Source organism: Actinoallomurus purpureus (assembly GCF_024055795.1).
In the GTDB taxonomy this organism is placed as follows: Bacteria; Actinomycetota; Actinomycetes; order Streptosporangiales; family Streptosporangiaceae; genus Actinoallomurus; species Actinoallomurus purpureus.
The window spans coordinates 299603-324814 of sequence record NZ_JAMXMY010000003.1 but is presented as its reverse complement, the minus strand read 5'-3'; the positions used below and the strand labels follow the sequence as shown (position 1 = coordinate 324814).

Annotated in this window: 21 protein-coding genes; 10 read left to right on the top strand and 11 right to left on the bottom strand. The window is 70.0% G+C overall.

Translation table 11 applies throughout. The annotated features are described in order from the left end of the window. Positions 1 to 71: 71 nt before the first annotated feature. From NE236_RS09280 to NE236_RS09265, 4 genes are all read right to left on the bottom strand, one after another. The gene (locus tag NE236_RS09280) at positions 72 to 743 is read right to left on the bottom strand and encodes a hypothetical protein (RefSeq protein ID WP_252841450.1); all 672 of its coding nucleotides are present in this window, start codon (positions 741 to 743) and stop codon (positions 72 to 74) included. Then, entirely contained in the window at positions 728 to 2608 is a 1881-nt protein-coding gene (locus NE236_RS09275; protein WP_289850109.1) for a WD40 repeat domain-containing serine/threonine protein kinase, read from the bottom strand. The genes NE236_RS09280 and NE236_RS09275 overlap by 16 nt, the downstream gene beginning before the upstream one ends. A gap of 135 nt (positions 2609 to 2743) precedes the next feature. Beyond that, positions 2744 to 4723, bottom strand: a complete 1980-nt coding sequence (locus NE236_RS09270) for a WD40 repeat domain-containing serine/threonine protein kinase (protein WP_252841449.1) — start codon at positions 4721 to 4723, stop codon at positions 2744 to 2746. Between the two features lie 276 nt (positions 4724 to 4999). Then, on the bottom strand, positions 5000 to 6046 hold the full coding sequence (locus tag NE236_RS09265) for a LacI family DNA-binding transcriptional regulator (RefSeq protein ID WP_252841448.1): 1047 nt from the start codon (positions 6044 to 6046) through the stop codon (positions 5000 to 5002). 171 nt (positions 6047 to 6217) lie between these two features. Here NE236_RS09265 and NE236_RS09260 point away from each other — a divergent pair, with 171 nt between their 5' ends. The 5 genes from NE236_RS09260 (at position 6218) to NE236_RS09240 (ending at position 10838) form a co-directional block, all read left to right on the top strand. Beyond that, a complete protein-coding gene (locus NE236_RS09260; protein ID WP_252841447.1) occupies positions 6218 to 7234 on the top strand; it encodes a sugar ABC transporter substrate-binding protein in 1017 nt (338 codons plus the stop codon). A 4-nt stretch (positions 7235 to 7238) separates the two neighbouring features. Then, on the top strand, positions 7239 to 8249 hold the full coding sequence (locus tag NE236_RS09255; RefSeq protein WP_252841446.1) for an ABC transporter permease: 1011 nt from the start codon (positions 7239 to 7241) through the stop codon (positions 8247 to 8249). After that, positions 8246 to 9058 carry an ATP-binding cassette domain-containing protein gene (locus NE236_RS09250; RefSeq protein ID WP_252841445.1) on the top strand — a complete coding sequence of 271 codons (813 nt, stop codon included), beginning with the start codon at positions 8246 to 8248 and terminating at the stop codon, positions 9056 to 9058. Before NE236_RS09255 ends, NE236_RS09250 begins: the two co-directional genes overlap by 4 nt. Before the next feature lie 34 nt (positions 9059 to 9092). After that, positions 9093 to 10067, top strand: coding sequence for a carbohydrate kinase family protein (locus tag NE236_RS09245; protein ID WP_252841444.1), 975 nt, complete (start codon positions 9093 to 9095; stop codon positions 10065 to 10067). Between the two features lie 84 nt (positions 10068 to 10151). Continuing rightward, positions 10152 to 10838, top strand: a complete 687-nt coding sequence (locus NE236_RS09240; RefSeq protein ID WP_252841443.1) for an aggregation-promoting factor C-terminal-like domain-containing protein — start codon at positions 10152 to 10154, stop codon at positions 10836 to 10838. Positions 10839 to 10883: 45 nt separating this feature from the next. Here the strand turns inward: NE236_RS09240 and glpK (NE236_RS09235) are convergent, their stop codons facing one another. Beyond that, entirely contained in the window at positions 10884 to 12395 is a 1512-nt protein-coding gene (glpK, locus tag NE236_RS09235; protein WP_252841442.1) for a glycerol kinase GlpK, read from the bottom strand. Between the two features lie 34 nt (positions 12396 to 12429). Further along, on the bottom strand, positions 12430 to 13197 hold the full coding sequence (locus NE236_RS09230; RefSeq protein ID WP_252841441.1) for an IclR family transcriptional regulator: 768 nt from the start codon (positions 13195 to 13197) through the stop codon (positions 12430 to 12432). A 307-nt stretch (positions 13198 to 13504) separates the two neighbouring features. Here NE236_RS09230 and NE236_RS09225 point away from each other — a divergent pair, with 307 nt between their 5' ends. From NE236_RS09225 to NE236_RS09215, 3 genes are all read left to right on the top strand, one after another. Continuing rightward, complete coding sequence (locus tag NE236_RS09225) at positions 13505 to 14332, top strand: MIP/aquaporin family protein (RefSeq protein ID WP_252841440.1); 828 nt, start codon at positions 13505 to 13507, stop codon at positions 14330 to 14332. A gap of 92 nt (positions 14333 to 14424) precedes the next feature. Continuing rightward, positions 14425 to 15942, top strand: coding sequence for a glycerol kinase GlpK (glpK, locus tag NE236_RS09220; RefSeq protein WP_252841439.1), 1518 nt, complete (start codon positions 14425 to 14427; stop codon positions 15940 to 15942). A 299-nt stretch (positions 15943 to 16241) separates the two neighbouring features. Next, the gene (locus tag NE236_RS09215; RefSeq protein WP_252841438.1) at positions 16242 to 17948 is read left to right on the top strand and encodes a glycerol-3-phosphate dehydrogenase/oxidase; all 1707 of its coding nucleotides are present in this window, start codon (positions 16242 to 16244) and stop codon (positions 17946 to 17948) included. A gap of 290 nt (positions 17949 to 18238) precedes the next feature. Here the strand turns inward: NE236_RS09215 and NE236_RS09210 are convergent, their stop codons facing one another. Continuing rightward, positions 18239 to 18502 (bottom strand): ArsR/SmtB family transcription factor, encoded by a 264-nt coding sequence (locus NE236_RS09210; RefSeq protein ID WP_252841437.1) that lies wholly within the window; start codon positions 18500 to 18502, stop codon positions 18239 to 18241. 204 nt (positions 18503 to 18706) lie between these two features. Here NE236_RS09210 and NE236_RS09205 point away from each other — a divergent pair, with 204 nt between their 5' ends. Next, positions 18707 to 20107 (top strand): DHA2 family efflux MFS transporter permease subunit, encoded by a 1401-nt coding sequence (locus NE236_RS09205; RefSeq protein WP_252841436.1) that lies wholly within the window; start codon positions 18707 to 18709, stop codon positions 20105 to 20107. On the opposite strand, the gene NE236_RS09200 is transcribed toward NE236_RS09205, so the two are convergent. Then, a complete protein-coding gene (locus tag NE236_RS09200) occupies positions 20081 to 22099 on the bottom strand; it encodes an ABC transporter ATP-binding protein (protein ID WP_308209071.1) in 2019 nt (672 codons plus the stop codon). The two genes, NE236_RS09205 and NE236_RS09200, sit on opposite strands and share 27 nt — an antisense overlap. Positions 22100 to 22200: 101 nt before the next feature. On the opposite strand from NE236_RS09200, the gene NE236_RS09195 reads away from it, so the two are divergent. Then, positions 22201 to 22686, top strand: coding sequence for a MarR family winged helix-turn-helix transcriptional regulator (locus tag NE236_RS09195; protein WP_252841435.1), 486 nt, complete (start codon positions 22201 to 22203; stop codon positions 22684 to 22686). Between the two features lie 25 nt (positions 22687 to 22711). Here NE236_RS09195 and NE236_RS09190 read toward each other — a convergent pair whose 3' ends face one another. The 3 genes from NE236_RS09190 to NE236_RS09180 form a co-directional block, all read right to left on the bottom strand. Beyond that, a complete protein-coding gene (locus tag NE236_RS09190) occupies positions 22712 to 24130 on the bottom strand; it encodes a purine-cytosine permease family protein (RefSeq protein WP_252841434.1) in 1419 nt (472 codons plus the stop codon). Between the two features lie 376 nt (positions 24131 to 24506). After that, positions 24507 to 24722, bottom strand: a complete 216-nt coding sequence (locus tag NE236_RS09185; protein WP_252841433.1) for a hypothetical protein — start codon at positions 24720 to 24722, stop codon at positions 24507 to 24509. Then, positions 24719 to 25159, bottom strand: a complete 441-nt coding sequence (locus NE236_RS09180; RefSeq protein ID WP_252841432.1) for an ATP-binding protein — start codon at positions 25157 to 25159, stop codon at positions 24719 to 24721. Before NE236_RS09180 ends, NE236_RS09185 begins: the two co-directional genes overlap by 4 nt. Between the last annotated feature and the right edge of the window lie 53 nt (positions 25160 to 25212).

Genomic DNA, 25212 nt, shown 5'->3' with positions numbered 1-25212 from the left:
TGAGCCTCGCGGAACTCCCGGCCCAGGCACCGTAGTAAGACATGTGACCGCGCCGTCGCCCGGCTCAACGGTCAGCCGAGTGCGTTGAGGACGTCGCGGGCCGCGGCGGTCGCGGCGGTCTCGGCATAGAGAGGGTCGGGCGTCCGCTTCATGGGATCGGATGACACCCGGCTCGATCCGCTGTACTCGACCAGAACGAAGGCGTTGCGCCACCTGACGAGAAGTTTGGTCGTCCCCGTGTCGCCCGAGTCCTTACCGACCTGATCGATCACGAACGCTTCGTCGCCCAGGCCGGTGACAGGCCGCGAGTCGGTGATCCGGACGAACTTCGTGTCGCTCTTGAAGAATCCGTCTTTGACGCCGGTGAAGAATTGACGTGCGGCCGATTCCGCCCGCTGAACAGAGAGCGCCGGTGAGGGCGGATAGACGTCAACGGAAATCGTCCACCCGCCCCTGTGGCCCGACGCCGTCCAGGCCCACCCGGTACAACCGCCCTGGCGGTGGATGGTCGTGGACTGGAACGACGGACCCTCAATGCATGTGGCCTGGGCTGTGTACTTCTGGACCGTTGCCGCCTTGAGCATCTCGGTCGCCTTGCCCACCTTGGTGATCGCGGCCGGCGCCTTCGGCTCGTCATCGCTGCCGGCGAGGACCACCACGGTGACGCCACCGATGACCGGCAACAGCAGGAACGCGGGCAACAGGACGATCAGCCGGCGCCGTCGTTTCAGGGTGCCTTCCAAAGCTGGACACCGCCCTCCACTCCGTAGGCGGCCGCGGCCAGGAGTTTGCCGTCCGGACTGAACACCACCGGCGCCGCGGCATTGGCGAGAGTGGTCCTGATGCGGCGGCCGGCCAGGTCCCATACCCGGACAGTGGCGCTCCCGGGCGCCGCGTGGGCGACCACCAGAGTCTTGCCGTCCGGACTGAACGCCAACGAATAGACCATGCCGGGCCCGCTGAACATGTCCTCCTCGCCGAGTTTCGCGGTGACACGACCTTCGGCCACATCACAAAGGCCGACATCGCCGTCGATACCACCGATGGCCAGGGTCTTGCCGTCCGGGCTGAAGGCGAGCGAATGGGCGCGGCTCCATTTGAGAATGGCGACGGAGCGGCCGCCGTCCACCCGCACCAGCTCGCTGTTGTTGTTGTTGCCGAAGGCCAGAAGCCTGCCGTCCGGGCTGAACGCCGCCGCGTCGAGGGGACCGACCTTGCTGCGGAGGGTGGTCTCGCGGCGCGTGGTCATGTCCCGGACCCGGATGGTCTCGCCGCCGGCGTTGACCGCCAGCGTCTTGCCGTCCGGGCTGAACGCGATCGCACGGACGTTCTCCGTGTAGCCGCTCAGGGTGTCGACAGCACGGCCGGTGGCCGCGTCGAAGACCCTGACGACCTTCTCCTCGCCCCGGGCCAGGAGCTTGAGATCCGGGCTGAACTCGATCGGCTGCACGTACTTGGGTACGTCGACGTGGGCGACCGAGATGCTGCGGCCGGTGGCCGCCTCCAGCAACCAGATCGCTCCGTCCGTACCCGATGCCCCGATGGTCTTGCCGTCCTGGCTGAACACCAGTGTCTCCGGGCGATTGGGGCCTCGAAGGACGACGGGGTCGGTGCCCCGCGCTGAGGCGTTGCCCAGGCGGGAGGGCTCGTTCCGTTTAGAAGCGCCCTTGCTTTCCAAGCTGGGCCAGAGCAGCGCCGCGGGGGTGCCGACGGCGGCGATACCGACGACTGCCGCTGCTCCGGCCAGCAGCGCACGGCGCGGAATCGGTGGAGAGGCGACCGCCGGAGTGGGGCCCGGAGCCGGTATGCCCGCCGTGCCGAGTTGTGCGAGGAGGTTGGGGATGCTGGGACGTTGGGCGATGTCTTTAGCAAGGCAGCCTACGATGATCGGCAGCAGCGGACCGGTGATGCCGTCCAGACGGGGCGGCTCATAAAGGACGCGATGAACGATCGCCGGGATGGTGCCAGCATCGAACGGACCCCGCCCCGTGGCGGCATACGCGAGCACACACCCAAGAGAGAAAACGTCACTCCCCGGCCCCGCGACCTCCGCACGCACCTGCTCCGGTGACATGAACGAGAACGTGCCCATCACCACGCCGGCAGCGGTGAGAGTACTGGCATGGGCATCCCGGGCGATACCGAAATCGATGATGCGCGGCCCGTCCGCGGACATGATGACATTCCCGGGCTTCAGATCACGATGCACCAGCCCACAACCATGAACCGCCGACAAACCCTCCGCCAACCCCGCCCCCAACACCCGCACCGCATCCACACCCAGCGGACCACCACCCCTCACCAACTCCAGCAACGACGGACCCTCCACGAACGCCGTCACCAACCAAGGCGGATCAGCCTGAGGATCAGCATCAACGACCTGCGCGGTATGAAAACCACCGACCCGACGAGCCGCCTCCACCTCACGCCCAAACCGCACCCGGAACTCCACGTCCCCAGCGTGCTCCGGCCGAATCACCTTGACCGCCACCTTGCGACCCCCAGGAGACCAGCCAAGAAACACCTGACCCATACCGCCCTCACCCAACCGGCCCACCAGCCGGTACGGGCCGATCTGGCCAGGGTCATCGGGCCCCAACGGCTCCATCTGCACTCACCCAGACATCGAAGCGGTAACCAGCGCGGCCGCCTCTTTGCGCGCCGCGGACCCGATTCTTACAGAAAAACAGTGATGTCCGTTAGATGATCCGGCTCACGCCGGGCGCGAACACCCGGCGCTTGATCAAAGCGTCCTGATCAAGGCACCGGTGGTCACGTTCCACAGCCGGACCTTGTCGCCGCCGGTGGCCAGGGTCCTGCCGTCCGGACTGAAGGCCAGCGGCGGGGCGGCAGGGGAGAGAGATCTGATGAGGCGGGAGGAAGCCACGTCCCAGATCCGGACACCGGTGCTGTCGGCCGCGCCACCCTGGAGATCCTTGAAACCGCCGCTGGCCAGGGTCCTGCCGTCCGGACTGAAAACCGCGTTGACGCCGGTGTCGGCTTGATCGCCGAAGCTCGTGGTGTGGGAGCCGGGGTCCAGGTTCCACAACCGGGTGCCGCTGCCACCGATCGCCAGCGTTCCGCCGTCCGGGCTGAATTCCACGGTACGGACGTAGTTGAACTCTTTGAGGGTGGCCTTGAGGTGCGCGGACTTCGCGTCCAGGAGCCGGACGTTGTTACCGTCGCTGCTGCCTACCGCCAGGAGCGTGCCGTCCGGACTGAACGCCAGCGCAGAGAGGGCGTCCGTGTCCTTGTTGCGGAAGAACGCGGTGGTGTCCCCTGAGGTCAGGTTCCAGATCCGGACAGTCTTGTCGTTGCCGACACTGGCCAGGACCGTACCGCCCCGATTGAAGGACACGTCTCTGACGCCCGCGGTGTGCCCCTTGAGGGTGACGCTGCTGCCGGTCGCCACATTCCAGTACTGAATGGTGTTTCCCTCGGACCTGGCCAAGCTCTTCCCGTCCGGGCCCAACGCCACCGCCAGAACGTTGCCAGTCGTACCGAGACGGGTGACGGAGCCCCGCCCGGTGGTCACGTCACAGCGCCAGACGCTGTCGGCACCGTCGCCGCCCACGGCGATCAGAGTCTTGCCGTCCGCGCTGAACGTCATCGCCACGACGGCGATGGGACCGCTGGACCCACCGGAGGCGTTCGATCGCGGCCAGAAGATGGCCACGGGGACGGCGACGGCGACGGCCGCTCCGGTCACCGCGCCCGCACCGAGCAGCAGAGCGCGCCGGCTCAGGCCCGAAGGAGATGGTTCGAGCTTCGTCGGCTGCCGCTCACCGGCCAGGTCCATCGTCGGCGGCTCTGTGTGCTTGGTCGCGAGCGGGCCGGCCGGTGGCACCGGGTCCGGCCTCGGTGGCAGTACCGGCGCGGCGGCCGCGGCCACGATCGCGGCGGGATCGGTCTTAGGCCCGGCGCCCGGAGTGGTGAGCTGGGTGAGGAGGTCAGGAACGGTGGGACGGTCGGCAGGGTTCTTGGCGAGGCAGGCGGTGATGGTCAACTGCAGATCGCCGGTGATGCCGTCCAGGCGGGGCGGCTCATAAAGGACGCGATGAACGATCGCCGGGATGGTGCCGGCATCGAACGGACCCCGCCCCGTGGCGGCATACGCGAGCACACACCCAAGAGAGAAAACGTCACTCCCCGGCCCCGCGACCTCCGCACGCACCTGCTCCGGTGACATGAACGAGAACGTGCCCATCACCACGCCGGCAGCGGTGAGAGTACTGGCATGGGCATCCCGGGCGATACCGAAATCGATGATGCGCGGCCCGTCCGCGGACATGATGACATTCCCGGGCTTCAGATCACGATGCACCAGCCCACAACCATGAACCGCCGACAAACCCTCCGCCAACCCCGCCCCCAACACCCGCACCGCATCCACACCCAGCGGACCACCACCCCTCACCAACTCCAGCAACGACGGACCCTCCACGAACGCCGTCACCAACCAAGGCGGATCAGCCTGAGGATCAGCATCAACGACCTGCGCGGTATGAAAACCACCGACCCGACGAGCCGCCTCCACCTCACGCCCAAACCGCACCCGGAACTCCACGTCCCCAGCGTGCTCCGGCCGAATCACCTTGACCGCCACCTTGCGACCCCCAGGAGACCAGCCAAGAAACACCTGACCCATACCGCCCTCACCCAACCGGCCCACCAGCCGATAGGGACCAATGTCCCTGGGGTCGCCAGGGAACAACGGATCCATCCACGCACCTCCCCATCGAAGGAGAACCGGGCAAGCGTCAACGAACGCGGCAGAGGGAATCTTGTCAGCCGGTGCGGCCTTGTGCCGACCTACGGGCCAATGGAACGTTCCACAGCGCGATCGTCGCGGTGCGGCGGTCGGCCCGGCGCAGGCTGCCGGCGGTGACGTCGTGCCGGTAGTCGAGCGAGCGGGCCGCCTCGTTGACGCGCTCGACGAGTTCGGCGGCGACCCGGCGCCTGGACCCGAGATGGCACCTTTACAATGTAGATCAAATACTCAGCGGGCGGGCGGGATCTCGCCGGAGCCGCGGGCGATGTAGCCGGTCGGGACGACGGCGTGCCGGGCGGGGCGGTGGTCGCCGCCGTTGATGCGGCCCAGCAGGAGCCGGGCGGCCATGAGGCCGATCTCGGCGGGGTCCTGGGAGACGACCGACACGCCGGGACGCAGCATGTCGGCCAGCGGGAAGTCGTCGAAACCGATGAGCGCGACGCGATCGTGCAGGCCGAGGTGCTGCAGGGCCCGGAGACCACCGATGGTCAGGAGGTTCTGCGCGGCGAAGACGGCCGTCGGCGGATCGTCCGCGGTGAGGATCTCGCCGGTCGCGCGCTCGGCGGCCTCGGCGCTGCGGATGTCGCGGCGGACGAGCCGTTCGTCCACCGGCCGCCCGGCACCGGCGTGCGCCTCGGCGTATCCCTGGTAGCGCTCTCGCGCGGTCCAGATCGACCGCATGTCCCCGAGGAACGCGATGCGGCGGTGACCGAGGTCGAGCAGGCGGCGGACGGCGGCGCGGGTGCCCTCCCGGTTGTCGACGGTGACGGTGTCGACGCGGTCGAGTTCGACGAGCCGGTCGACGCAGACGATGGGCGTGCCCTGGCGGCGGACGGTGGCCAGCTGTCCGTCGGTGCCGCCGGCGGGGATCACGATCAGGCCGTCGACCCGGCGTAGGGTGAACGTGTCGATGAGCTCGCGCTCACGCTCGGGGTGTTCGTCGCTGCTGCCGGTCAGCACGAGGATGTCCTCCGCGTGGGCGGCGTCCTCGACGGCGCGGTGCAGGGCCGAGGAGAAGGGGTTGGCGACGTCCTCGAGGACGAGGGCGATCGTCGCGGTGCGGCGGTCGGCGCGACGCAGGCTGCTGGCGGTCACGTCATGGCGATAGCCCAGGGCGCGGGCCGCCTCGTTGACGCGCTCGACGAGCTCGGCGGCGACGCCCGGCTTGTCATTGATCACGCGCGAGACGGTCGCGAGCCCGACGCCGGCGCGCGTCGCGACATCGCGCATGGTGATGCGGCCCCGTGGCTGATCTTCGCCCGGTCTCGTTCCCACACGTCCTCCGCCCCCTCGTGCCCCGCGCCAATTGTGCCGGAGCTCTGGACAGACCGTACGCCCAGGTTCTACATTCCTGGAAACGTTTCCTGGAAACGTTTCCGAAATCTTGTGGCAACAGCTCAGTCACCTGCCGCGGCGCGGTCCACGGCGTGGTTGGAGGAAGCAGAAATGAAGCGCTACATCTCGGCGTCGAGTCGCCGCCGTACCGGCGCGATCGTCGCCATCGCCGCCCTGTCCCTCGTGGCGGCCGGCTGTGGCAATGGCTCGAAGGGTTCCAGCTCCGGCGGTGACATCACCGTCGGCCTCATCACCAAGACCGACACCAACCCCTTCTTCGTCAAGATGAAGGAGGGCGCGCAGAAGGAGGCCCAGGCCAAGGGCGTCAAGCTGATGACCGCGGCCGGGAAGTTCGACGGCGACAACGCCAGCCAGGTCACGGCGGTCGAGAACATGATCGCCGCGGGCGTCAAGGGCATCCTCATCACCCCGAGCGACACCAAGGCCATCGTGCCCAGTCTGCAGAAGGCGAAGGCGAAGGGCATCGAGATCATCGCCCTGGACACGCCGCCGGACCCGCAGAGCTCCGCCGACGCGCTGTTCGCCACGAACAACCTCAACGCCGGCGTCCTGATCGGCAAGTACGCCAAGGCCGCCTTCGGCACCAAGCCGGCGAAGATCGCCATGCTGGACCTCGCGCCCGGCATCACGGTGGGCGTGCTGCGCCACAACGGCTTCCTGCAGGGCTTCGGGATCAAGCAGGGCGACCCGAGCATCGCCTGCCAGCAGGACACTCAGGGCGACCAGGCCAAGGGCCAGACCGCCATGGAGAACTGCCTGCAGAAGGCCCCCGACATCAACCTCGTCTACACGATCAACGAGCCGGCGGCGCTGGGCGCGTTCACCGCCCTGAAGTCGGCCGGCAAAGAGAAGAACGTCATGATCGTGTCGGTGGACGGCGGATGCACCGGGGTCAAGGCGGTGCAGTCCGGCCAGATCGCGGCCACCTCGCAGCAGTACCCGCTGAAGATGGCCGCGCAGGGCGTGGACTCGGTCGTCGACTTCGCCAAGGGCGGCAAGAAGGCCACCGGCTACACCGACACGGGCGTCAACCTGGTCACGAGCAAGGCGCAGCCGGGCGTGGACTCCAAGGACGTCCAGTTCGGGCTGTCCAACTGCTGGGGCTGAGCCGATGTCGACCGCTACCGCGACCGACCGCGCCGAGGTGTCACAGCAGCGGAGCCTGCTGTCCCGCGCCTCCCACTTCCTGACCCTCCCGGCCGTGGGCCCGCTCTTCGCCCTGCTGCTGGCCTGCGTCTACTTCTCCGTCCGCACCGACCGGTTCCTCACCGGCGCCAACCTGTCGCTGATCGTGCAGCAGGTCATGGTCGTCGGCGCGCTCGCCGTCGGCCAGACGATCGTCATCCTGACCGCCGGGATCGACCTGTCCAACGGCGCGGTCATGGCGCTCGGCTCGATCTTCATGGCCAAGCTGGCGGTCAGCGGCGGAATGCCCGGCATCGTGGCGATCCTCATCGGCATCGCCGTGTGCACGGTGTTCGGCGCGCTCAACGGCGCGCTGGTGACGATGGCGAAGCTGCCGCCGTTCATCGTGACGCTGGGCACGTGGAACATCGCCTTCGCCCTCACGCACGTCTACTCGAAGGACCAGACGGTCACCGGCCTGCCGAAGTCGCTGACCTTCTTGGGCGAGACGTTCCCGCTGGGCAACACCGACGTGACGTACGGTTCGGTGCTGATGCTGGTGCTGTTCGCGGGGGCCTGGTACGTGTTGCGCCAGACCTCGGCCGGCCGCCACGTGTACGCGGTCGGCGACAACCCCGAGGCCGCGCGCCTCACCGGCATCCCGACCCGCCGCCTGCTGCTCACCGTCTACACCGTCGCCGGGGCGGTCTACGGCGTCGCCGCGCTCCTGCTCATCGGGCGTACGTCCGTCGGCGACCCGCAGGCCGGGCAGACAGACAACCTCGACAGCATCACCGCGGTGGTGCTGGGCGGCGTCAGCCTGTTCGGCGGCCGGGGCAGCATCGGCGGCGCCCTGTGCGGCGCGCTGATCGTCGGCGTGATCCGCAACGGCCTGCAGCTGACCGGGGTCCCGTCCATCTACCAGGTCCTCATCACCGGCATCCTCGTCATCCTCGCGGTGAGCGTGGACCAGCTGGCCCGAAGGAGGCGCGCATGAGCGAGACGGACGGGACCGAGGTGCGCCCGGTGCTGGAGGCGCACGGTCTCATCAAGCGGTACGGCCACGTCACGGCGCTGTCCGGCGCGGACTTCGAGCTGCTGCCCGGCGAGATCCTCGCCGTGATCGGCGACAACGGCGCCGGGAAGTCCACGCTGATCAAGGCGCTGTCCGGCGCGCTGGTCCCGGACGAGGGCCGCATCCTGCTGGACGGCCGGCCGGTGCGCTTCCACAGCCCGGCGGACGCCCGCCGGGCGGGGATCGAGACGGTGTACCAGGACCTGGCGGTGGCGCCGGCCCTGGACATCGCAAGCAACATGTTCCTCGGGCGTGAGGTGCGCCGCAAAGGGGTCCTCGGCCAGGTGTTCCGCCTGCTGGACCACAAGCGGATGCAGGCCGAGGCGAGCGGTCACATGCAGGACCTGAAGATCGGCATCAAGTCCATGAAGCAGGCGGTGGAGACGCTGTCCGGCGGCCAGCGCCAGGGCGTCGCCGTGGCGCGCAGCGCCGCGTTCGCCCGCCACGTCGTCATCATGGACGAGCCGACGGCCGCGCTCGGCGTCAAGGAGTCGGGCATGGTGCTCGAGCTGATCCGGCAGGTCCGCGACCGGGGCCTGCCGGTCATCCTCATCAGCCACGACATGCCCGCGGTCTTCGACGTCGCCGACCGGATCCACATCCAGCGCCTGGGCCGGCGGGTGGCCGTCGTACGCCCCGCGGAGACGAACATGGCCGAGACCGTTGCGATCATGACGGGAGCGGCGCCGGGCAACCTGGACGTCGCCGCCAACGGCAACGGAAGCTCCTGACCGCGCCCGCGCGGCCACGACCAAGGAGAGTGGTGTGCAGATCCCTGACGCCCGCGTCGTCGCTGTCGCCGGTGAAGCGATCATCGATCTCGTCGCCGAGAAGTCCGGCGGCCCGTACCTGGCGCTGCCCGGCGGCAGCCCGGCCAACGTGGCCGTCGGGCTGGCCCGGCTCGGCGTTCCGACCCGGATGATCGCCCGTATCGGCGAGGACCCGTTCGGCCGGACGCTCCGGGCCCACCTCGTGCGGAACGGGGTCGACACCCGCGCGGTCGCGCCGGCCGCGGAGCCGTCCTCGGTGGCGTTCGTTCACCACGAGGGGGGCGGGCCGCCGTCGTACGATCTGCGGCTCGAGGGGACCGCCGACTGGCAGTGGACCGCCGAGGAGCTGGCCCGCGTACCGCTCGGCGACGTCGCCGCCCTCCACGTCGGCTCGCTCGCCATGGTGATGCCGCCGGGGGCCGAGGCCCTCGCCGGCCTCGCCCGGCGGGCGCGGGAGACGGCGACGGTGAGCTACGACCCGAACTGCCGCCCGGACGTCATGGACCGCCTGCCGGACGCCCGCTCCCGTGTCGAGACGCTGATGCGCACGGCGGACATCGTCAAGATCAGCGACGCGGATCTGGAGTGGCTGCGGCCCGGCGGCGATCCCCGGCGGTTCGCCGCCGAGCTGGTCGAGGGGGCTGGGGGCGTGAGCGTGGCGATCGTGACGCTCGGGGCGGACGGCGCCCTGGTCGCCGCGCCGCGCCTGCCGCCGGTCCACCTGCCGGCGTCTCCGGTGGAGGTCGTCGACACCGTCGGCGCGGGCGACTCCTACATGAGCGCCGTCCTCGCCGGCCTGCACGAACGCGGGCTGCTCGGAGCCGAACGCCGCCACGCGCTCCGCTCCGCCTCGGGATCGGTGATCATGGAGGTGTGCGCGGAGGCGGCGCGGGCGTCCGCCATCACGTGCGGGCGGCGGGGGGCCGACCCGCCGACCCGCGCCGAGCTCGCCGCCGCTCCGGCCACCTGACCTTCCGCTTTCGTCACAGACGTCACAGCCGAATATCCGGACAAACGGGGTCACGTACGTCGCGGCTGGTGCAAGCTAGAGCGCATGTCTCGCACGCGGCGGAAGTCCTCCATCCCCGAGCGGCCGCAGGGTTCGCGCGCCCTGCGAATCCTGCGGCGTACGGCCGGCAGCACCGGCGTGATCCTGACGCTCCTCATCGTCGCCGCGGTCGTGGCCGTCGCCAACGTCGACTTCGGCAAGGGTGGCAAGCCTCCCTCCGGTGCCGCGGCGGACGTCTCCACCAACGAGCTGGCGCGGTCCCTGGGCGGCTACACGATGGACCCGATGATGGCCCAGGCCCAGGCCACCGCGCGGGAACGCGCCTACCAGGCCCAGCTCGCCGCCGAGCGCGACGCCAAAAAGCGCGCGGCGGCCGAGGCCAAGCGCCGCGAGTGGGAGGCGTTCAAGAAGAAGATGAGCCACGACCCCAGCGCGGCGGACAACCAGAAGTACGCCAAGAAGATGAACGCCCTGAAGGGCTGGGGGCGGTGCTGGCCCTCGCTGCTGACGATGTGGAACCACGAGAGCGGCTGGAACGAGCACGCCGAGAACCCCGGCAGCGGCGCCTACGGCATCGCCCAGGCACTGCCCGGCTCGAAGATGGCCTCGGTCGCGTCCGACTGGCACACCAACGCGATCACCCAGATCACCTGGGGCCTGAGCTACATCGGCTCCCGCTACGGCGACCCCTGCCGCGCGTGGGGCTGGTGGCAGGCCCACCGCTGGTACTGACGGCGCCCTCCCGCGCCTCGGGGTCACGTACTCCCGGGCCTCGGGTCACGTGTTCCCGGGCTTCATCCAGTCGAAGGTGCGCTCGACGGCCCGCCTCCAGCAGTCGTACTCGGTCTCGCGGCGGCCGGGGTCCATGCTCGGCAGCCACTGCGCGGCCCGGTGCCAGTTGCGGCGCAGCCCCTCCAGATCGGCCCAGTAGCCGACGGCGAGCCCGGCGGCGTACGCCGCGCCGAGGGACACCGTCTCGGCCGCCATGGGGCGGATGACGGGGACGTCGAGGACGTCCGCGATGAACTGCATGAGCAGGTTGTCGGCGGTCATGCCGCCGTCGACCTTCAGGGCCTTGAGCGCCAGCCCGGAGTCGGCGTTCATCGCGTCGACGACCTCGCGGGTCTGCCAGCCGGTCGCCTCCAGGACCGCGCGCGCCAGGTGTCCCTTCGTGATGTAGGAGGTCAGGCCGACGATGATGCCCCTCGCCTCGCTGCGCCAGTACGGCGCGAACAGCCCGGAGAACGCCGGCACGATGTAGCAGCCGCCGTTGTCCTCGACCGTGCGGGCGAGCGTCTCGATCTCGGGCGCGCTGGCGATCAGCCCGAGCCCGTCGCGAAACCACTGGACGAGCGCGCCGGTGATGGCGATCGAGCCTTCGAGGGCGTACACCGCCGGCTCTTTGTCGATCTGGTAGCCGACGGTCGTGAGCAGGCCGTGGGTGGAGCGGACCGGCTCGGTGCCCGTGTTGAGGAGCAGGAAGCTGCCCGTGCCGTACGTGCACTTGGCCTCGCCGGGGGCGAAGCAGGTCTGGCCGAACAGCGCGGCCTGCTGGTCGCCGAGCGCGGCGGCGATGCGCACGCCGGGCAGCACGCGGCTGGCGCGGCCGTACGTCTCGGTCGAGGGGCGGATGTCCGGCAGCATGGCGCGCGGCACGTCGAAGAACGCGAGCAGGTCGTCGTCCCAGGCGAGCGTGGTGAGGTTCATCAGCAGGGTGCGGCTGGCGTTGGTGACGTCGGTGATGTGCACGCCGCCGTCCGGCCCACCGGTGAGGTTCCAGATGAGCCAGCTCTCCATCGTGCCGAACAGCACGTCGCCGCTTTCGGCGCGCTCGCGCAGGCCCGGCGTGTGGTCGAAGAGCCAGCGGACGCGCGTGGCCGAGAAGTACGTCGCGAGGGGCAGCCCGCACCGCTCGCGGACCATGTCGGCGTTCGGGCGGGCGGCGAGCTCGTCGACGAGGGAATCCGTGCGGGTGTCCTGCCAGACGACGGCGCGGCCGACGGGCCGGCCGGAATGCCGGTCCCACAGCACCGTGGTCTCCCGCTGGTTCGCGATGCCGAGCGCGGCGACCTGGTCGGGGGTGGCGCCAGCGTGGGAGAGGGCCTCGGGCGCGATCCGCTCGAGGTTCCGCCAGATCTCCATGGCGTCGTGCTCGACCCAGCCGGGTTTCGGGAAGTGTTGTTTGTGCTCTCGCTGGGTGACCGAGACGAGCCGCCCCCCGTGGTCGAACAGGATGCAGCGCGTCGACGTCGTGCCCTGGTCAACGGACATCACATAACGCTCTACCATCGTGTCCTGCCGTTCCGGGCGCCGTTGGCGGTGCTCACCAGCGGGAGGCCCCAAGGTCTCGGGAGACGGCGCGCGCGGCGTCGCGCACGTACGTCACCAGCGTCGGTTTCGGCCGGCCCCTCGGATCGCAGAGGCGTTCGACGGCCCCCGAGATGCCCATCGCGCCGACGACCAGGCCGCCCTGTCCGCGGATCGGCGCGGCCAGGCCGGCCTCACCCACGGTGAACTCCTCGACCTCGGCCGCCCAGCCCATCTCCCGTACCTCGACCAGCGCCCGGCCGAGTTCGCGGGGCTGGGTGATGGTCCGCCGGCAGAAGAGTTCGAGCGGGGTGTCCTGCAGGGCCGCCATGGCGTTGGCGTCATAGGCGAGGAGCACCTTTCCCAGCGCGGTGGCGTGCGCCGGAAGGAGGGCGCCCACGTCGAGGGCCTGGAGGGTGTCGTCGGGCCGGAAGACATGGTGGACGACGAGGACCTTGCCGTCCAGTGTGGTCCCGATCCGGACGGCCTCACCGCTGCGGGCGGCGAGGGCGTCTGCCCAGTTGATCGCGCGGGAGCGCAGCTCGTTGACGTCCAGGTAACTCGTGCCGAGGTGGAGCAGGGCCGCGCCGAGCTGGTACTTGCCGGTCTCCTCGTCCTGCTCGACGAAGCCGACGCCCTGGAGGGTCCGCAGGAGTCCGTGGGCGGTGCCCCGGGCCAGCCCGAGAGAGCCCGCGATCTCACTGACCCCGAGACGCCCGGAACCACGGGCGAGCAGGCGGAGGATCGCGGCGGCTCGCTCGATGGACTGCACCGGACCTGGCACGTAGGCCATGGTAGCCAAGTCGGCACCTATTCGACAATGTCGGCACTTTTCACTCCCCTGGCCGCCCATTTGACGGCGAGGCCGGGGTATTCGGGTGTGATCTGTGAATTGCGTCACTGCGGCCGACACTAGTCGCCCCAGAGGAAGCCGACCAGCGTTCGGCGCGGGTTCGACAATGTCGGCACATGTCTGTTGACCGGGCCCTGCGGGCGACTTAGCGTCCCGACAGTCGCGAGGAAGCTCGCAGCCTCCTCGCGGACGGTGTCTACGGTGCCCCCGAGCTGGGCATCGTCCCCAAGGAGGAGACGTGGCAGAGCGACTCAAGATCCCCGGGCTGGCCGGGGAACTGGCCGCCGAATTCGCGGGCACCATGGTGCTCATTCTGTTCGGCACAGGCGTGGTGGCGCAGGTCGTGGCCGGCGGGATCGGCGACCACGACAGCATCGCCTGGGCCTGGGGCCTCGGCGTCACGCTGGGCGTGTACGTCGCGGGCCGGATCAGCGGCGCGCATCTGAACCCCGCGGTGACCGTCGCGCTGGCGGTGTTCAAGGGGTTCTCCTGGCGCAAGGTCCTGCCGTACTCGCTGGCCCAGCTGGTCGGCGCGTTCGCGGCGGCGCTGATCGTGCGCTGGAACTACAGCGAGGTCCTGGCCAAGCTGGACCCCGGTCACACCATCAAGACCCAGGGCGTCTTCTCGACCCTGCCCGGCAACGGCGCGCTGCCCGTGCACACCGGCGGTGCCCTCCGCGACCAGATCATCGGCACCGCCATCCTGCTCTTCCTGATCCTCGCCGTGACGGACCTGCGCAACTCCTCCCCCGCCGCCAACCTCGCACCGTTCATCGTCGGCCTGATCGTCGTGGCCATCGGCATGGCGTGGGGCACCGACGCCGGCTACGCGATCAACCCGGCGCGCGACCTCGGGCCGCGTCTCGCCTCGTTCTTCACCGGGTACGGCACCGCGTTCCGCGACCAGTACGGAGGGCTGTACTTCTGGGTGCCCATCGTCGGCCCGCTCATCGGCGCGGTGCTCGGCGCGGGCCTCTACCAGGTGCTCGTCGGCCGCTTCCTGCCCTCCGAGGAGGCTACGGAACCCGGCCGGATACCGACCGACGCGGAACTCGAGAAGGCCTGACCGCCTCCGCGCGGCACAACGACACAGTCCGGCCGGACGCCCTCGGCGGCCGGCCGGACGGCCCGAAATGGACGAGAAGGAAGGCGATACCCATGGCCGACTTCGTCGGAGCGGTTGACCAGGGCACCACGAGCACCCGTTTCATGATCTTCGACCACGGCGGGAACGAGGTGGCCAAGCACCAGCTCGAGCATGACCAGATCCTGCCGAACCCCGGATGGGTCGAGCACAACCCGACCGAGATCTGGGAGCGCACCCGGGCGGTCGTCGAAACCGGCCTGCGCGAGGCGAACCTGCGCGCCACGGACCTGGCCGCCCTCGGCATCACCAACCAGCGCGAGACCACGGTCGTGTGGAACCGCGTCACCGGGCGGCCCTACTACAACGCGATCGTCTGGCAGGACACCCGCACCGACCGCATCGCGTCGGCGCTGGAGCGCAACGGCCATGGCGACGTGATCCGCCAGAAGGCCGGGCTGCCGCCGGCGACGTACTTCTCCGGCGGCAAGATCCAGTGGATCCTGGAGAACGTCGACGGCGTGCGTAAGGCGGCCGAAGCGGGTGAGGCGATCTTCGGCAACACCGACACCTGGCTGCTGTGGAACCTCACCGGCGGTGTCGACGGCGGCGTGCACGTCACCGATCCCACCAACGCCAGCCGCACGATGCTGATGAACCTGGAGACGCTGGACTGGGATGACGAGCTGCTGTCGTTCTTCAACATCCCCCGGCAGATGCTGCCGGAGATCCGCCCGTCGTCCAACCCGGACTACTACGGCGTCACCCGCATCCTCGGCCCGCTCGGCGGCGAGGTGCCGCTGACCGGCGACCTGGGCGACCAGCAGGCGGCGACCGTCGGGCAGGTCTGCTTCGGCGTCGGCGAGGCGAAGAACACCTACGGCACCGGCAACTTCCTGCTCCTCAACACCGGCCACGAGCTGGTGCGCTCCAAGAGCGGGCTGCTCACCACCGTCTGCTACCAGTTCGGCAACGACCGGCCGACGTACGCCCTGGAAGGCTCCATCGCCGTCACCGGGTCGGCGGTCCAGTGGCTGCGCGACCAGCTCGGCATCATCTCCGGCGCCGCCGAGAGCGAGGCACTGGCCCGGCAGGTCGAGGACAACGGCGGCGTCTATTTCGTGCCCGCCTTCTCCGGCCTGTTCGCCCCGTACTGGCGCTCCGACGCCCGCGGCGCGATCGTCGGACTGTCCCGCTTCAACACCAACGCCCACCTCGCGCGGGCGACCCTCGAGGCGATCTGCTACCAGAGCCGCGACGTCGTCGAGGCGATGCGGCAGGACTCCGGCGTCGCGCTCGACGTGCTGCGGGTGGACGGCGGCGTGACCGCCAACCGCCTGTGCATGGAGCTGCAGGCCGACGTCCTCGGCGTTCCGGTCTCCAAGCCGGTCGTCGCGGAGACCACCGCGCTCGGCGCCGCGTACGCCGCGGGCCTGGCCGTCGGGTTCTGGAACTCGACCGACGAGCTGCGGCAGAACTGGAACGAGGCCGAGCGCTGGGAGCCGCGCTGGAGCGAGGAGGAACGTGAACGCGGCTACGCCGGCTGGAAGAAGGCCGTGACCCGGACCCTCGACTGGGTCGACGTCGACTAGACCCTGCCCTCGCGGCGGACGGAGCGGTGCACCCCCGCACCCCGCTCCCCCGGGCATCGCCCCGTCCGCCGCCCGCCCCCTTCCGCCAGAGCGCGGCCGGGGTGGTGCCCCCGGTGCCACTCTGTCCGCCGCCCGACCTCAACAGACGCCCCTTCCCCCGACCTCGCGGCCGGGGTGGTGCCCCTCGTACCGCCCCGGCGCCCGGCCCCCGCAGACGCCCTTCCCCCCATCTCGCGGCCGGGATGGTGACCCTTGCTCCACACCATCTCGCCGCATCCGACCTCGGAGGAGAACCGAACGTGAAAGCCGTATCCCTCGGACCGGCCTACCGCGCACAGGCCGTGCGCGACGTGGCGGCCGACGAGTTCGACGTGCTGATCGTGGGCGGCGGAGTCGTGGGCGCCGGTGCCGCGCTCGACGCCGTGTCACGTGGCCTGTCCGTCGCGCTGGTCGAGGCCGCGGACTGGGCGGCCGGGACGTCCAGCCGGTCCAGCAAGCTGATCCACGGCGGACTGCGCTACCTGGAGCAGCGCGACTTCGGCCTCGTACGCGAGGCGCTGCGCGAACGCGGCCTCCTGCTGAACCGCCTCGCCCCCCACCTCGTGCACCCGGTGCCGTTCCTGTACCCGCTGAAGCACCGGATGTGGGAACGGTTCTACGTCGGCGCCGGCGTCGGGCTGTACGACACGATGGGCGGGGCCCGGGCGATGCCCCGCCACCGGCACCTGAGCCACCGCGGCGCCCTGAAGATCGCCCCGGCGCTGCGCGGCGACACGTTCGTCGGCGCGATCCAGTACTTCGACGCGCAGGTCGACGACGCGCGCTTCACGATGACGCTGGCCCGTACGGCCGCCGCCTACGGCGCCTCCGTGCTGACACGGGCCCGCGCGGTCGGCTTCCTCCGGGAGGCGGACCGCGTCGTCGGGGCGCGGGTCCGCGACCTGGAGAACGACCGGGAGCTGACCGTACGCGCCCGCCACGTCATCAACGCCACCGGCGTGTGGACCGACGACGCCGGCCGGCTGGCGGACGCGCGGGGCGGTCCCAAGGTCACGGCGTCCAAGGGCGTGCATCTCCTCGTCCCCCGCGACCGGATCCGGCTCGACACCGGGCTGATCCTGCGCACGGAGAAGAGCGTGCTGTTCGTCATCCCGTGGGGCCGGCACTGGATCATCGGGACCACCGACACCGCCTACGACCTGGACAAGGACGAGCCCGCCGCCAGCCAGGCCGACGTCGACTACATCCTCGAGCACGTCAACGCGGTACTGCGCACCCCGCTGGTCCCCGAGGACATCGAGGGGGTGTACGCCGGGCTGCGTCCCCTGCTTTCCGGCGGGGCGGACGACACGACCAAGCTGTCCCGGGAGCACACGGTCGCCCAGCCGGTGCCCGGCCTGACCGTGGTCGCCGGCGGCAAGTTCACCACCTACCGGGTGATGGCCAAGGACGCCGTGGACGCGGCGGCCGAGGACCTGCCCACCGTCGTCCCCGCCTCCGTCACCGACCGGGTGCCGCTCATCGGGGCCGTCGGCTACGAGGTGCTGTGGAACGAGCGGAACCGCCTCGCCCGGCGCAGCGGCCTGCACGTCGCCCGCGTCGAGCACCTTCTCAACCGGTACGGCGCGTGCGTCGACGAACTGCTGGAGCTCATCGAGCGAGACCCGTCTCTCGGCGAACCGATCGACGCGGCCACGGACTACCTGAAGGCCGAGGCGGTGTACGCCGCGTCGCACGAGGGCGCGCTGCACGTCGAGGACGTCCTGCGCCGCCGCACCCGCGCCGCGATCGAGGAGCGGGACCAGGGCGCCGCCGCCGCGGCCGAGGTCGCCGAACTCGTCGCACCGGTACTGGGCTGGAACGACGAGACGGTGAAACGCGAGACGGATAACTACGTGCGGCAGGTCGAGGCCGAGCGGGACGCCCGCCGCCAGGTGGACGACACCGCCGCGGACGCCGCCCGCCGCCGGGTCCCGGGCCTGTTCACCGAACGAGCCGCCTCCTGACCCTTCTCTCCGGCGGTCCGCCGCGTGCGGACGGCCGCTCTCGATCGTGCGGGCGGGGTGTCCTCGGGGGCCACCCCGCCCGCGCGTCCCCCAGTGCCGAGCCGACAGCCCAAGCTCCCTGAGTCCGCGCAGCGGTCGATCCGCCGCCGGTATGCCGTCGGCGAGGTGTCCCTGGCCGACCTGGCGGGCGAGTACGGCGTCGGCCGGTCCACGATCCACCGCATCGTGTACAGCGGCCAGGCCGACGACGACGGCCGCACCCAGAGTTCTTTCAGCGCAGGCCGAAACCTTTACAGCAGGCCGGTGTTCAATGACTCGGCCGTACCGAGGCGCAGGATCGGATCGAGCACACCCGGAAAGCGATCGTGTAGATCGTCGGCGCGTGGCCGGATCCGCCGGTGTCGGCCGTCGACGGTCATGCTGATCAGCCCGGCCTCGCGCAGGATCCGCCAGTGATTGGACAGCGTCGACATCGGCACATCCAAACCGTCGGCGAGAACGGAACAGGTCAACTCGGGATTGGCCCAGGCCCGCCGCACCAACTCCAAGCGCACCGGATCACCGAGCGCGTGGAGTACTGACGCGAGTGTCAGTGACTCGCGCGGGGGCTGGGGGAGCGGTCGCATGCCTCGACGATACCCCACCGTTCGACAGTTCGGGATTATGGAACTATCGTCCCCGGGCATCCGCATCTCGAGCGCTCGGAGGGACCACCTGTGTCCGTAGGCATTCGATCGAACCGGGCAGCCTTGCTCACAGTGACCTGCCTGGGTCAGTTCATGGTGCTGCTCGACAGCACCATTGTCGGCGCGGCGCTGCCCGACATGCAGCAGCGATTGCACACCCAGTTGACCGGTCTGCAATGGATCGTCGACGCCTACGTCCTGCTGGTCGCCATGCTGTTGCTGTCCGGCGGCGTCTTCGCGGACCGCTTCGGCCGCAAACGGATGTTCCTGGCCGGCGTCGCGGTGTTCACCGTCGCGTCCGTGCTGTGCTCCGTCGCGCCCTCGATCGGCTGGCTGATCATCGGACGGGTGGTGCAGGGCATCGGGGCCGCGGCGCTGAGCCCCGCCTCGCTGGCCCTGCTCGCCGCCGCGTATCCCGTTCCGCAAGAACGAGTCAAGGCGATCGGGCTGTGGGCCGGCTTCAGCGGAATCGGCCTGGCCGCCGGACCGTTGGCCGGTGGCATTCTGGTGGACGCCTTCGGCTGGCCCGCCATCTTCCTCGTCAACGTGCCCATCGGCGCGGTCCTGCTGCTGGCCGGTCTGCGCATCCTGGGCGAGTCCCGCAATCCCAGCGCGCCGGCGATCGACATCCCGGGGACGGTCCTGTCCGTCCTGGGCGTGGGTGCGCTGACCTATGGGCTGATCGAGGGCGGCTCCCGTGGCTGGACCTCGCCGGTGATCCTGGGGAGTTTCGCCGCCGCGGTCGTGATCCTCGCCGTCTTCGTCGCCGTCGAAGGACGTCGTTCGACGCCGATGCTGCCGCTGCGGCTGTTCCGGCAGCGACTGTTCACGATGGCCAACACGGCGATGGTCGTGGTGGGTTTCGCGCTGATGGGTTCGTCCTTCTTCTTCTCCCAGTTCTTCGTGTACGTCCAGGGCAGTTCGGTTCTGCGCGCCGGCCTGCAGACCCTGCCCGCCTCCCTCGGCATGGTGGTCGTCAGCCCGTACGCGGGCCGGTTCGCCGCCAGGTACGGCTTCCGGATCGTGGTCACCATCGGCCTGGCGCTGGCCGGGCTGGGGCTGCTGGCGCTGGGCTTCGTGCACGAGCACACCGGCTACGGGAACGTGTGGTGGCGGCTGGCGGTCGTCGGCATCGGTTTCGCTCTGACCATGTCCCCGCTGACCGGCGCCGCCATCCAGGCGGTCAGCCCGCAGGAGGGAGGCCTCGCTTCGGGCATCAGCAGCACCACCCGGCAGATCGGTGCGGTACTCGGCGTGGCCGTGCTCGGAGCCATCGTGCGCACCCGGGAATCCGGTGGCGCGTCCTTCGAGGCCGGCCTGGGCAGCGCCTTCGTCGCGGCCGGCGCCGTCACCTTGGCCAGTGCCGTGTTCACCGGCCTGTGGCTGGTGAATTCCAAGCCCGCGGAAGTCTCTGCCCCGCAGGCACAACCCACCGATTCAGCCGATTCACCCGCGGCCACGACACCGTCCTGACCCGCTCGGCCCGCAATCGCAGCCCGCCCCATCGCCGGTCCGGCGCGGGCTTGGTGGATCTTCCCGTTCGCCTCGGGCGGAACGAATCACCTGACCGGTCTCGGCGTCGCGGTCGACGAGGGTGGCGTACTGGCCGCCGAGGGCGAGCAACTCCTCGTGGGTGCCGCGCTCGGCGATCCGGCCGCGGTCGAGGACCACGATCTCATCGGCATCCCTGATGGTCGAGAGCCGGTGCGCGATGGTGATCGTGGTACGCCCGGCCGACAGCGCGTCGATCGCCTGCTGCACGGCCTGCTCGGTCTGGGTGTCGAGGGCGCTGGTCGCCTCGTCGAGGACGAGGATGGGCGGGTCCCGCAGGACGGCGCGCGCGATCGCGAGTCGTTGTTTCTCTCCGCCGGAGAATCGGTATCCCCGCTCCCCGACCAGCGTGTCATAGCCGTCGGGCAGCGCGGCGATGTGCTCGTGGATCTGCGCGACCTCGGCCGCGGTGACGATCTCCTCATCGGTCGCGTCCGGCTTGGCGAACCGCAGATTCGCCGCGACGGAGGCGTGGAGGAGATAGGTCTCCTGCGAGACGACTCCCACCGCCGCGCTGAGGGTGTCGAAGGACAGGTCGCGTACGTCGACGCCGTCGATGGCCACGCTGCCCGAGGTCACGTCGTACAGGCGTGGGACCAGGTAACCGAGGGTCGTCTTCCCGGATCCCGTCTCGCCGACGATCGCGAGGGTGCTCCCGGCCGGGACGGTGATGTCGATGTCGCGCAGCGTCTCCCGCTCGGCCCCCGCGTAGCGGAATCCGACGGCGCGCAGCCCCACGTCGCCGCGGACCTCGCCGACGCCCGCGGGGTGTTGAGGTTCGGCGATGTCGACGGGCAGGTCGAGGTACTCGAAGATGCGGCCGAACAACTCGAGTGAGCTCTGCAGGTCCACGCCGACCTGAAGCAGCTGCACTGTGGGCCGGAACAGGCTCTGCTGCAGGGTCGTGAAGGCCACCAGCGTCCCGATGGAGATCATCATGTGGCCGTCCCGCCCGGTGAGGCCGGCCGCCCAGTAGATCACCGCGGGCATGGAGGACATGACGATCTGGATGATGGACTGCCGCCACCGGCCCGCCATGTTCGCGCGCACCTCGAGATCGGACAGCACGGCGGATTCGGCGGCGAAGGAATCGGTGAGCGCCCGCGAGCGGCCCATCGTGTGCCCGAGCAGGATCCCGCTGACCGACAGGGACTCCTGGACGATCGAGGCCAGCGTGGCGAGCTGCCGCTGCCGCCGGCCGGTGATGCGGCGGCGCTCCTTGCCGACGCGGCGACTCATCCACACGAACACCGGCATCATGACCAGCGAGACGATGGTCAGCCGCCAGTCCAGGACCACCATGGCGATGACGGTCGCGACGACGGTCGTGAGGTTGGACACCAGCGTGGTCGCGGTGGTGGTCACCGTCGCCTGCATGCCACCGATGTCGTTGGCGATGCGCGACTGGACCTCGCCGGTGCGCGTACGCGTGAAGAAGGCCAGGGACATGCGCTGTAGGTGCGCGTACACACCGGTGCGCAGGTCATGCATGACCCGCTGGCCCACCTTCGTCGACACGTACGCCTGCGAGACGCTGAACGAACTGTTCGCCACCGAAATGACGATCATGCCGATGGCCAGGACGGCCAGCAGCCCGACGCGCTGCCGCGGCAGGGCGACGTCGATCACCTGGCGGATCAGGAACGGGTTGACCAGCGACACCAACGACGACGTGAGGACGAGCAGGCCGACGAAGGCCAGGCTCCACCGGTAGGGCCGGAACAGGCGTACGACCCGCCGGAGCGGAACGCGTGCCGACGGGCCCGTCTCCGCGATGGGCGGGCTCGGATCCTCGCGGGCGCCGCCGCCGTCCCGGTTCGCCGCCGACCCTTCGCGCGCCGCCCGGGGCCCGGAGCCGTCGAGGTGAGACCGCTCCGGGAGCGGCAGGCCGTGCTTGCGTACGGGGACATTCACAGGCGCCTCCACAGCACGATCGAGGGCGATGCCGACCAAAACAGAGTAACACTCACAATGAGCCTAACTCAGTTTGAGTCACATCCTGATACGATCGAGCCATGGATCAAGAGGAGTCGTCGGCGCAGCTGGCCGATCTGCTCCAGCGGCTGACCAAGCGCCTGCGGCGGGCCCAGCTGTCCCGGCTCGCCCCGTTCGGCCTCACTCCGGCCCAGGAGCGTGCGTTGCGGGTGATCACTCGTAGCGAGGAGCCGCTGCGGATGACGGAGCTGGCCGAGCGGCTCGGCGTCGTTCCCCGCTCGGTCACCACCGTGGTCGACGCGCTCGAGCAGACCGGGCTGGTCCATCGCGCCGTCGATCCGGAGAACCGGCGCGCGATCCGCCTTCACCTCACCGACGCGGGCCTCGCAGTACGCGAAGGGATGCGCGAAGCCCGGCGGCAGGCCAGCGAGGACCTGTTCGCGCCACTCTCCGGCGACGATCGCCGGCGCCTGATCGAACTGCTGTCCGTCGTGGACCAGGCCACCGCCGCCGCGCCCGCCGGGTCGGCGTGTGCCGGTCAGGCCTCGCCCGCTCTGAGCCGATGACGATGTCCCGGCCGACGACGCGCCGTCAGGCTGCGTCGCCGGCGAGGCGGGCCACCGGGCGCATCCAGACGTAGTAGAGCACCGAGGCGACGATCAGGCCGATGATCCAGGAGACGTCCGCGCCGCCGAGGTGCTTCACGAGCGGCCCGGTGTAGAACGTCGAGCTGACGAACGGCACCTCGACGGCGACGCCGATGACGTACGCGCCGATGGTCCGCCAGTTGACCCCGCCGTACACGCCGTCCGGGCGGAAGATCGCCTCGATGTCGTACCGCTCCTTGCGGACGAAGTAGAAGTCGACGAGATTGATCGCCGTCCACGGGATCAGGAAGTACGCCAAGAAAAGGATGAAGTTCTCGAAGTTGTCCAGGAAGTCGGCGCTCGCCGCGAGCGCGACGACCGTGCCGACGACGGCGGCCACGACGATGAACCCGAGCCGGACGCCGCGGTTCATCCGCATCGGGCGCAGCGCCGTCAGGGTCGTCGTCGCCGACATGAACATGCCGTACAGGTTCAGCACGTTCACCGCGATGATGCCCAGCACGATGATCAGCGAGAACGCCCAGTGCGGGCCGGCCAGGCCGACGACGAACGACACCGAGCCGCCTTCGAACGACTTGGCCGCCACGGCGGCGCAGACGCTGCCGAACGCCATCATCCACACCGTGCCGATCACGCTTCCGGCATAGGTCCACCAGAACGCCGCCCGTACCGAGGTCGTCTCCGGCAGGTAGCGCGAGTAGTCGGCGACGTACGGCGCATACGTGATCTGCCAGGTGGCGGCGATCGCCATGACCAGCAGGAACGTGCCCGCGCCGACGTGCCCGGAGTGCCAGACCCGGCCCACGTGGTGCCCGGTCAGCAGCCGGTACGTCAGGTAGAGGAATCCGACCGCCGCGATGAGACTGATCCACCGCTCGTACTGATGGATGAGCCGGTACCCGTAGGCGGCGAGGACCGTGCAGAGGGCGGACACGATGATCGTGGCGGGCGTCCGGCCGATCCCCCACCAGCCCGCGAGCGCCGAACCGCCGAGCACGGCGCTGGTGGCGAAGAACCCGACGTACATCAGCACGACGAGCAGCAGCGGAACGATCGCCCCGTAGAACCCGAACTGCGCCCGGCTCTGGATCATCTGCGGAATGCCGAGCTTCGGTCCCTGCGCCGAGTGCAGCGCCATGAACACCGCGCCGAGCAGGTTGCCGAGGGTGAGGGCGACGATCGCCCAGGGCAATGGCAACCCCAGGATCACTCCCAGGGCGCCCGTGACCGCGGTGGTCACCTGCATGTTCGCGCCGAACCACACGGTGAACAGACTCCGCACCGACCCGTGCCGCTCCTCGGGCGGCACGAAGTCGATCGACCGCCGCTCGACCCCGAGGGCACCACCCTCCGGGTGCCCGCCGGCGGCGCGCGCGCCGCCACTGACCTGCTGTTCTGTCATGTGCGCACCCTCACGCCTACACCCGGCGGCCCGCAAGGACCGTCCCCCGCGAAGCGTCTGAAACCCGAGACAACAGAACCTCGCCCCCGATTCCCATCGGGCGCTCCATCACCGGGACGGCGCCGCCTGGCGCGGCGGCACCGTATGGTCCGGCTACGAATACGTCCCGTAACCCGGATAGGTCGCGGTGCGGCGGCGGTGGCGGCGGCAGGGCGACGCCACCTTGCCGCCGCCGTTGCCGCTTTGCCGCCGCTGTTGACGGCAGGTCGCCGGATTCGCCCGGAAACGGGCGTCAACAACGACGCCAAGGCGAGCGCATCCGCGGCGGCCGGGATTGGCGTGGAGCGTCTTCTCACGGGACACGAACGCGTCGAACCTATGTCGGACGCCTACCCTTGCCGGCCCGGTGGCGGCCTCCCTGGCCGGACCGGTCGAGGTCGGCCAGGAAATGCCGGGCGTGGTCGGGGTACTTGGTGACCAGGATCTGCAGCTGCTGGACCTCCGCGACCTGCGACGCCCCGGTGAACCGCATCGAGTCGAGCACCGCGTGGTACTCCTCGAGCGAGTGCTGGAGCCGCTCCTCCGGCGTCACGCCGTCGGCTCCTCTCGTACGGTGCGAGGCTCGGGGAACGCCGTCTCGCACCACACGACGCGTCCGGCGTCGCTCGTGTAGGTGCCCCACCGGCCGCCCGTGAGGATGTCGACCATGCGCAGCCCGCGCCCACCGGTCGCGTCCGGACCCGCGTCCGCGATCCGGGGGACCCGACCGGAGCTCCCGTCGTCCGCGACCTCCACACGAATGGCGTCGGCGAGGACAACGAGCGTGATGGTCACGGTGGTGGAGCCGGAATGGCGGACCGCGTTCGTCGCCAATTCACAGGCGAGGAGCACGACGTCGTCGGCGATCGCCTCGTAGGCCGGTACGAGCGTGTCGTACGACCGCCGCCGCATTCCCCCGACCTCCGACGCCACAGCGGGCATGTGCATCTCTCCGAGAATTCTCAGCCCGGTCATTTCGCGGGATGTCATACGCCGTTCTCCCGTCGTATCCGTTGGGCCCCCAACAATGCCGTGCGCCGACT